Here is a 7,487-nt window from a genome sequence, read left to right as displayed (position 1 = left end):
GATCGGGTCGGTCAACACTTGCGTTAGATTCGCGACTTCCCCCTCGGGGGAATCTGTGCTTAAAAGAGTTTACACAAAATTATTGACAGACCCTCGGCATATGCGTTTAGATGAACACGATACCTCTCTACGGTGCTGCAGGAGGCGTTTGCATCCGTAAGTAAGGAAAACGTCCGTACTTTCACTAACGCATGTATTTGCCCTATTACAATCCGCTGTATACATTTAAGCCCCCGCAAAAGCTCTACCCCAAAAAATCTCCGTAATTAACCGTAATTAATCGTAACTAATCCGTCAAAAAATACTCTTCAATCCATGGCATACATACCGAGTACACTCTTCTCCCCCCTGCTTTATTTATGGCAAAGGCTACTCCAAAGGGGCCTTACCCTAAGAGGAGGAAGACGATAATATATAAAGGCGGTGAAAGGATTGGGAGCCGAAAGCTTTTATATTAAATTATTTGTTTCAGATGCTGAAGGCATCAATAACTCCATACCTTATCTTCTAAGCAAGCTTGCTGACCTGAAAATAAAATATAAATCCAGAGGAAAGAACGAATTTGAATTGGACAATTCTTTGATCATGACGCTTCATTTAAATAATGATGGAATTTCTGAAATATCAATTGAGGGCTGTTTTTCCTGGTTCCACGAATGTGTGTGTGAAGTCTATAAGGTATCCCAAACCATTCATAATCAGATTTTTCACCTGAAGTTAATTAATAGCAATGGGGAGAAGATCCCCTTTCAAGCTCAGACCGACTTCTGTAATGCTATTCAGGAAACTTATCTTGAAAAATACAATGATTTTATGGTGAGGTTCGGTGTAACCAATGTTAAATGTTTGCCGAGAGACGAATTTTATAGATATATCAAAAAAAGGAGGAGGACATAGCGATGTTAAAGACTTTTGATAGCAGCAGAGTTTTTAAACTTTGGTACTATCACATTAGCCACGGGGAATTATTAATAAGAAGCATCAAAACTGCTGACCACGCCAGGAATATTGATATTATTTTTATCGATGTTACATATATAGATTTACCGCGTAACCTTACTAATTTAAGGATCGAAGAGGCTGAAGAGGATGACGTTCTATATATCAAGGAAAAAACCGGTAAGGATGTAGAGCGTGAAAAAATCATTGTTTTATCATCAGATGATAAGCGTTATTTTGTAGTGGCGTTTAGAATAAAGGTTGTTGAAAATGACTTGGATATGTTTGAACTGCCTTTTAGCAAACAATATTAAAGTTAATGTGTATTTAAAAGATCTTGAGGAGATGTATCTTCAAGGTCTTTTTTATTTGACACCCCTCCTTATATAATGTATATATTAAATATATACATTAAACACATTTCACCAAAGGATGATGGTGCCGCAGCATGAACATTTTGATATCAAGTACATCAGGAGAGCCGATCTATGCCCAGATTGTGACGCAGGTCCGGCAGCTGATTCTGCAGGGGGAGCTGGGAGCCGGGACGCCTCTGCCGTCCATCCGCCAGCTGGCCAAGGAGCTGCAAATCAGTGTGATTACGACCAAACGGGCTTACGAGGAGCTGGAGCGGGAGGGTCTGATTAACTCGATCGTCGGGAAGGGCTCTTTTGTATCCGGGGCGGATCAGGAATTCATCAAGGAGCAGCGGCTGCGGATATTGGAGCTGAAGCTTAAGGAAGTCAGTGAGGAGAGCAGGCAGCTCGGGCTGTCTTATGCTGAACTGGCAGAGATGCTGAAACTTATCTACGAGGAGGAGCAGGAATGAGCGATTGTATCAGGCTGGAGCATGTACATAAGAGCTATGGGGCTTTTGCGCTGCAGGACATTTCGCTGGGTATCAAGGAAGGATACATTACCGGACTGATCGGCCCCAACGGAGCAGGCAAAACTACGCTGATCCAGATGATCATGGGGATGGTCCGCCCGGACCGGGGGGACATACAGTTGTTCGGCGGGCAGAATAAAGAGCAGGAGCCGGCGGTTAAGGAACGGATCGGGTATGTGTCGGACGAGAATATTTATTACGAGCAGCTTACGGTCAAGCAGATGAAAAAGGTGATCACCCCCTTCTACAGCCGCTGGGATGAGGATACATACGTAAAATATCAGGAGCTGTTCAAGCTGTCTCCGGGCAAGAAGATCAAGGATCTGTCCAAGGGGATGAAAATCAAATTTTCACTCGCCATCGCTTTATCCCACGGCGCTGATCTGCTCATTATGGACGAACCTACGTCAGGGCTTGATCCGGTGTTCCGCCGGGAGCTGCTGGATCTGTTAACCGAACACATCCAGGACGAGAAAAAATCCATTCTGTTCTCCACCCATAACACAACTGACCTCGACCGGATTGCCGATTATATTGTGTTTGTAAATGATGGGCGGGTTGTGTTTGGTGAGATGAAGGAGGCGCTGGCGGAGAAATATCTGCTCGTCAAAGGCGGCAAAGAGCTGCTCGACCGCGACACCCGCCGTCTGTTCGTGGGAATCCGCGAGAGCGCACACGGCTTTGAAGGGCTGATGGGCAACCGTGCGGAAGGGGAGCGTTACTTCAGGGACACTGCCATTTGCGAGACGCCAACGCTGGAGGAAATTATGTATTTTTCGGTAAAAGGGAGCGATCTGCGTGTATAATTCCTTTCATCTCATCCGCAAAGACTTTATTATTGTACAAAAGTTTATCCTGCTGACGATTCCGTATTATATGATCATCGGTTTTACGAACTTTGATAACTACACTGTGTTCGCCCTGCTTCCAGCTATGCTGCTGTTAATCAATTCCTGCACAATGGATGTGCAGAATAATAACCAGAAGTTCCTGGTCAGTCTGCCTATTCCGAGACAGCAGATCGTGCTGGCCAAATATTTGGCGATGCTGCCTTACTCCGTACTCAGCTTCGCCTGCACCGTGCTGCTGTATCTGGTTGCCTACTCGGCTGGCCGGACTACCGATCCGCTGGCCTGTAGAGAGCTGCTGCTGTGCATCGCAGGGTTTCCGCTCCTGGCCTCCTTCTATCTTCCGCTTCATTACTGGCTGGGCCGCAAAGGAACCCAGGTAGTAAATATGGTCTTTATCATGCTAATTATGCTTAACTTCGCTGCGGTAAAACAGCTGATGGAATGGTTCCCCGGACTGGCAGGCTGGGTGAGTAACGGTACTACAGACAGCCCGCTGCTGCCGGTAATCGCCGGCCTTGGTTATGTGCTGGTTTTGTGCTGCTCTTATCTCATCTCGCTGCGGGTATTTACCGCCAAGGATATTTAGAGTGAAATAGCCTGGATTGTATTTAAACAGCGATGTTTAAAATGAGATGACCTCCGGATATCCGGGGGTCATTTTTTTAGTAGCGGCGTTTAATTTTACTGCAATTAGACAGGGATGAGGTAAGCAGAATAGAAAATAAAGGGAACCATTCCCGTATCAACAGGGTCGTATTAAGTGAGGTGAAGCGCTTGGAACTAAATGGACTGAGGAGTAAATTCAAGGGTGAGCTGAAGGCTGGTTTGAATGATGAGCAGAGGGCTGAGCAAAAGAGTGGGCTGAAGAATGGGCTGGAGGATAAGCTTAAACATGCCGAAGCCATGGATGAAGAACAGCTGCGGCAGATTATGCGCCTGTACGGCAATGACATCTGGAATTATATCTATTACCTGACCAAAAATACCGAACAGGCGGATGATCTCGCGCAGGAGGTGTTTGTGAAATGCTTCTACCGGATCGGCACGTACAAGGGAACATCCAGCCTGAAGGGCTGGCTGCTGACGATTGCGCGGAATTCTGTGTTCTCATACCGGAAGTCGCGATTTTTCCGCACCGGACTGTGGGGTGGCGGGGTACAGAGCCTGACGCCGGCAGACCCGGAGCAGCAGGGAGCACTAGCGGAAGCCGGACAAGTGCTCGGCACAACACGCTCGGCGGAGATGGAATACATGGGCAACCAGCAGACGCGGGACATCTGGAGCCTTATTATGAAGCTGCCGGATAAGCTGCGTGAGGTGCTGGTGCTGGATCTCAAGGCTGAGCTGTCGATTAATGAAATTGCCGGGTTGACCGGTCTGCCGCCGGGAACCGTCAAATCGCGGCTACACCGGGCACGCCGCAAAGTCCAGGATAAACTAAGGGGGTTACAATGATGGATGAACGTGAGCCGAAGTGGTATGAGCAGGCCCGTAAGGGGCCGTTCCAGGAGGCCAGGTTTACCGATTCCTCTGCCGAGCAGGTGATGCGGAGGCTGCGTTCGGAAGCTGAACCGGCTCGTCCCCGCTCCCGGCGCATGCCAAGGCTGGCGGTTGTAACTGCTGTCATCCTTCTGCTGCTGGCTGGTGCTTTTTATCTGAAGAACGGGCCTATCGGGAGAGAAACCCCCGCAGGTATGGTCCCTGTTGAGGAACAGGCTAAGCCTACAGATGAAGCACTGAAAAAGATTGCAGAGCAGCTGATGCAGGAGCAATTGGGTCAGCAGCTTCCCTTTGACAAGCTGGACCGGATGAAAATGCCGGGCCAGGCGGAGCTTACTTACAGAGAAAATGAAGTGGCGGATTCCTGGGCCTATTTCTGGATTGATGCGGAAACCGGGGAAGCCGCCTCGTTCAGCATGAGGGCATCCTACGAACCTGAAGCTATCGACAATACGCTAATAAAACAAGCAGGAGAAAAGCTGCAAAAGCTTGGTTATACAGGGGAATTTCAGGCTACGGGTTTAACACGCTATGTTTCTTATGGGCGTACAGCGGATAAGACCGTCCAGGTTATCAATGTTGTACATGCGGCGGACGCAGACATTAACTTTACAAACGGAGTCTATGTGCGGGCCGGCTTTAATGTCGATCAGAACGAGGTCAGTGAGGAGCTTAAACAAGCCGGACTGGAAGCACTCGGACTGGTTAGATCCAGCAGCTTGGCAGACCAGCTGACCAGAGTTGTCCGTTCCACTATTGAAGGGGCAAGCGATGAAATTACTTTGTATTATGGCGACAGTCCCGGCGAAGGTACATTTGTAACTTTTGACTATACAACCCAAAAAGTTCTGGATGTAGCTGATTATTCACTGAACCTTGTTGATCTGGGCGGCTCCCGGACTGACGAGGAACGGGAAGAGCAGCTGCTCAGCATGGACAACGCCATCCTCCAGAGCACAGCTGCAGTCATCGCAGACAAACTGTACGGAATTAATCTGAAGGAGGATTACACGCTGGTTAAAAACGGACCAAGGCCGGGAGTGATCACCTTTGAGAGCCATAACGGTGGGCCGGCCATTGAAGCAACTTACAACCTGGATGGCGTCATGTACAGCTTCAGTATAAAGAGAGCAAGCAACACACTATAATAATGAAGAAATATATTCTGGCAATAGAGGAGACGCAGGCCTGCAGCAGGCTGTGTCTCTTTTTGCGATTAAAGAATTTTTTCGGGGTCCCCGCAAAGATTCTGAGTCAGCTTCCGTGTAAAGGCTCCACTTTGTGGGGTTGTTTTGCGTAACAAAACAACAATTGCTATACTAGATAAATCTGAACTTTTACAAAAAAGTGGAATTTAGTTAACAGAAATATAGTATGGAAGTAAGAGGGATCTCTATGAACAAACAAAATAATAACAGGCTGCTGCCGGTGCAGTTCTATGTGGTAGCAGGACTGGTCTGGCTGAAGCTGCTGCTGCTGAGGGTGCTGTTTTTTGAACGGATCGCCTGGGAATGGATTGCCATGGACCTTGCGCCGGTGCTGCTGATTATGGGCATTCTGACCGTCCTGCTGCCGCGACGGATGAAGACAGGAGCCTACTGGAGCTTCAATGTTATCCTGTCGCTGCTGCTGTTTGCGTCCAGTGTGTATTATAACCATTTCGGGTCGGTCCCGACCTATCTGGCTTTTTATGAGCTAAACCAGGTATTCCAGGTTAAAGAAAGTGTGGAATCGACGATCCAGCCGGTGGATTACCTGTTCTTCGCTGATCTTGTAATAGTGGCCGTCTATGCGGGAATGCGCAGATGGCAGCGGGGGCCGGCTTATCAGAGCCGGAGCTACAGCGGTGGTACACGCCCGGCCTCCTCAAGAATTCAGCTTGTTGTCGTTCTGGTGGCCATTATCGGCGGGGGCTTACTGTCGGCATACTCGGTGCATGCCGCCCGCAGCATCACCAACGAGCTGGTGCAGGCGGAAAGCGCCGGGTTCCTGAACTATGAGCTGGTAGCGGCACTCAAAGCGCAGGAGGATAACGGGCTGATCGGCACGGGCGATATTAATGAAACGATTGCCAAAATAAACAATCTTGAAGCGTCTTATCCCTGCAGCAGCAAGCCAGCCGGAACGGTTCCGGACTATTTCGGCTCGCAAAAGGGGAAAAATGTTATTGTCATCCAGCTGGAGGCATTCCAGGCCTTTCCGCTGATTCAGACACTGGACGGGCAGGAGTTGACGCCGGTACTGAACAAGCTGGCAGGTGAGGGCTTTTATTTTCCGCGTGTGTTCCAGCAGATCGGCCCGGGCAATACCTCGGACGCCGAGTTTATGAGCAACACCTCAATCTACCCGATCGGTACGCTGGCGATGTCCACCGGCTTTGCTGACCGTGAGCTGCCAAGTCTGCCGCGGCTGCTTCGTGAAAAAGGCTACGAGGCCTATACCTTCCACGTGAACAAGGTCGGCTTCTGGAACCGTAATGAGCTGTATCCGGCACTGGGCTTTAACGGGTACTATGACAAAGGCGATTTCGTCAACGACCACTTCAATTCGTTTGGCGCCTCGGACGAACAGCTGTATGTTACCGCTGTGGATAAGCTGGCAGAGCTGCAGCAGCGGGGAACCCCTTTTTATGCCCAGCTGGTGACGGCTTCGAGCCATCATCCATTCAAGATTCCGGACAGCTTTAAGAAGATTGCCATGCCCGATTCGCTAGAAGGCACCATGCTGGGCGATTATTTGACAGCGATCAACTATACCGACTATGCAGTAGGCACTTTAATTGAAGGGCTGAAGGATCGGGGGCTGTGGGACAATACGGTGCTTGTGCTGTACGGCGACCATTTCGGCCTGCAGCCGCAGGATGTACAGCCGGAGCAGGTGGGGGAAGCGCTGGGTATTTCGTATCACCCGCGTATCAGCCGGTTCAATATTCCGCTGATTGTGCATGTGCCGGGAATGACTGAGGGCAGGACAGTAACGCGTGTCGGAGGGCAGCTGGATATTCTACCGACCGTAGCCAATCTGCTGGGTCTGGACTTAAAAGCAGAAGGCTTTACGGCCTTCGGGCACGACCTGCTCAATATAGAGCGCAATGTAATCGGGATGCGTTATTATCTACCCTCAGGCTCTTTTTTTAACGATGAGATTATGTTTGTTCCGGGCAAAAGCTTTGCTGACGGTGAAGCTGTGTCACTTCAAACATTTCAGCCTGTAGAAGACTACAGCAAATATGAGGGAGATTATAACTATATTCTGCAGCTGATGAAGCTGTCTGATGAATATGTGAAGCTGCTGCCGCAGCGCTAGGA

At 49.2% G+C, this 7,487-nt stretch carries 8 protein-coding genes; all 8 read left to right on the top strand.

Annotation, left to right across the window (positions count from 1 at the left end):
* Window positions 1-432 precede the first annotated feature (432 nt).
* Entirely contained in the window at window positions 433-897 is a 465-nt protein-coding gene (locus M2108_RS28750) for a hypothetical protein (RefSeq protein WP_277472832.1), read from the top strand.
* Between the two features lie 2 nt (window positions 898-899).
* The gene (locus M2108_RS28745; protein ID WP_277472830.1) at window positions 900-1,253 is read left to right on the top strand and encodes a hypothetical protein; all 354 of its coding nucleotides are present in this window, start codon (window positions 900-902) and stop codon (window positions 1,251-1,253) included.
* A 134-nt stretch (window positions 1,254-1,387) separates the two neighbouring features.
* Window positions 1,388-1,768 (top strand): GntR family transcriptional regulator, encoded by a 381-nt coding sequence (locus M2108_RS28740; RefSeq protein ID WP_068722010.1) that lies wholly within the window; start codon window positions 1,388-1,390, stop codon window positions 1,766-1,768.
* Entirely contained in the window at window positions 1,765-2,634 is an 870-nt protein-coding gene (locus M2108_RS28735) for an ABC transporter ATP-binding protein (protein ID WP_277472829.1), read from the top strand. Before M2108_RS28740 ends, M2108_RS28735 begins: the two co-directional genes overlap by 4 nt.
* Entirely contained in the window at window positions 2,627-3,265 is a 639-nt protein-coding gene (locus tag M2108_RS28730; RefSeq protein ID WP_277472828.1) for an ABC-2 transporter permease, read from the top strand. The genes M2108_RS28735 and M2108_RS28730 overlap by 8 nt, the downstream gene beginning before the upstream one ends.
* Window positions 3,266-3,453: 188 nt before the next feature.
* Window positions 3,454-4,134: an RNA polymerase sigma factor gene (locus M2108_RS28725; protein ID WP_277472827.1), complete on the top strand. Its 681-nt coding sequence runs from the start codon at window positions 3,454-3,456 to the stop codon at window positions 4,132-4,134.
* Window positions 4,131-5,327, top strand: a complete 1,197-nt coding sequence (locus tag M2108_RS28720) for a hypothetical protein (protein ID WP_280777293.1) — start codon at window positions 4,131-4,133, stop codon at window positions 5,325-5,327. The genes M2108_RS28725 and M2108_RS28720 overlap by 4 nt, the downstream gene beginning before the upstream one ends.
* A gap of 247 nt (window positions 5,328-5,574) precedes the next feature.
* Window positions 5,575-7,485, top strand: a complete 1,911-nt coding sequence (locus M2108_RS28715) for an LTA synthase family protein (protein WP_277472825.1) — start codon at window positions 5,575-5,577, stop codon at window positions 7,483-7,485.
* The last annotated feature ends 2 nt before the right edge of the window (window positions 7,486-7,487 follow it).

Origin of the sequence: Paenibacillus sp. PastM-3 (assembly GCF_029893965.1) — a bacterium.
Lineage (GTDB): Bacteria > Bacillota > Bacilli > Paenibacillales > Paenibacillaceae > Paenibacillus_AQ.
This window is presented reverse-complemented; position numbering and strand designations above follow the sequence as displayed.

Bases quoted from the DNA above. Each gene is read 5' to 3' on its own strand.
- M2108_RS28735 (WP_277472829.1), top strand. From the start codon at position 1,765: ATGAGCGATTGTATCAGGCTGGAGCATGTACATAAGAGCTATGGGGCT.
- M2108_RS28740 (WP_068722010.1), top strand. From the start codon at position 1,388: ATGAACATTTTGATATCAAGTACATCAGGAGAGCCGATCTATGCCCAG.
- M2108_RS28715 (WP_277472825.1), top strand. From the start codon at position 5,575: ATGAACAAACAAAATAATAACAGGCTGCTGCCGGTGCAGTTCTATGTG.
- M2108_RS28720 (WP_280777293.1), top strand. From the start codon at position 4,131: ATGATGGATGAACGTGAGCCGAAGTGGTATGAGCAGGCCCGTAAGGGG.
- M2108_RS28745 (WP_277472830.1), top strand. From the start codon at position 900: ATGTTAAAGACTTTTGATAGCAGCAGAGTTTTTAAACTTTGGTACTAT.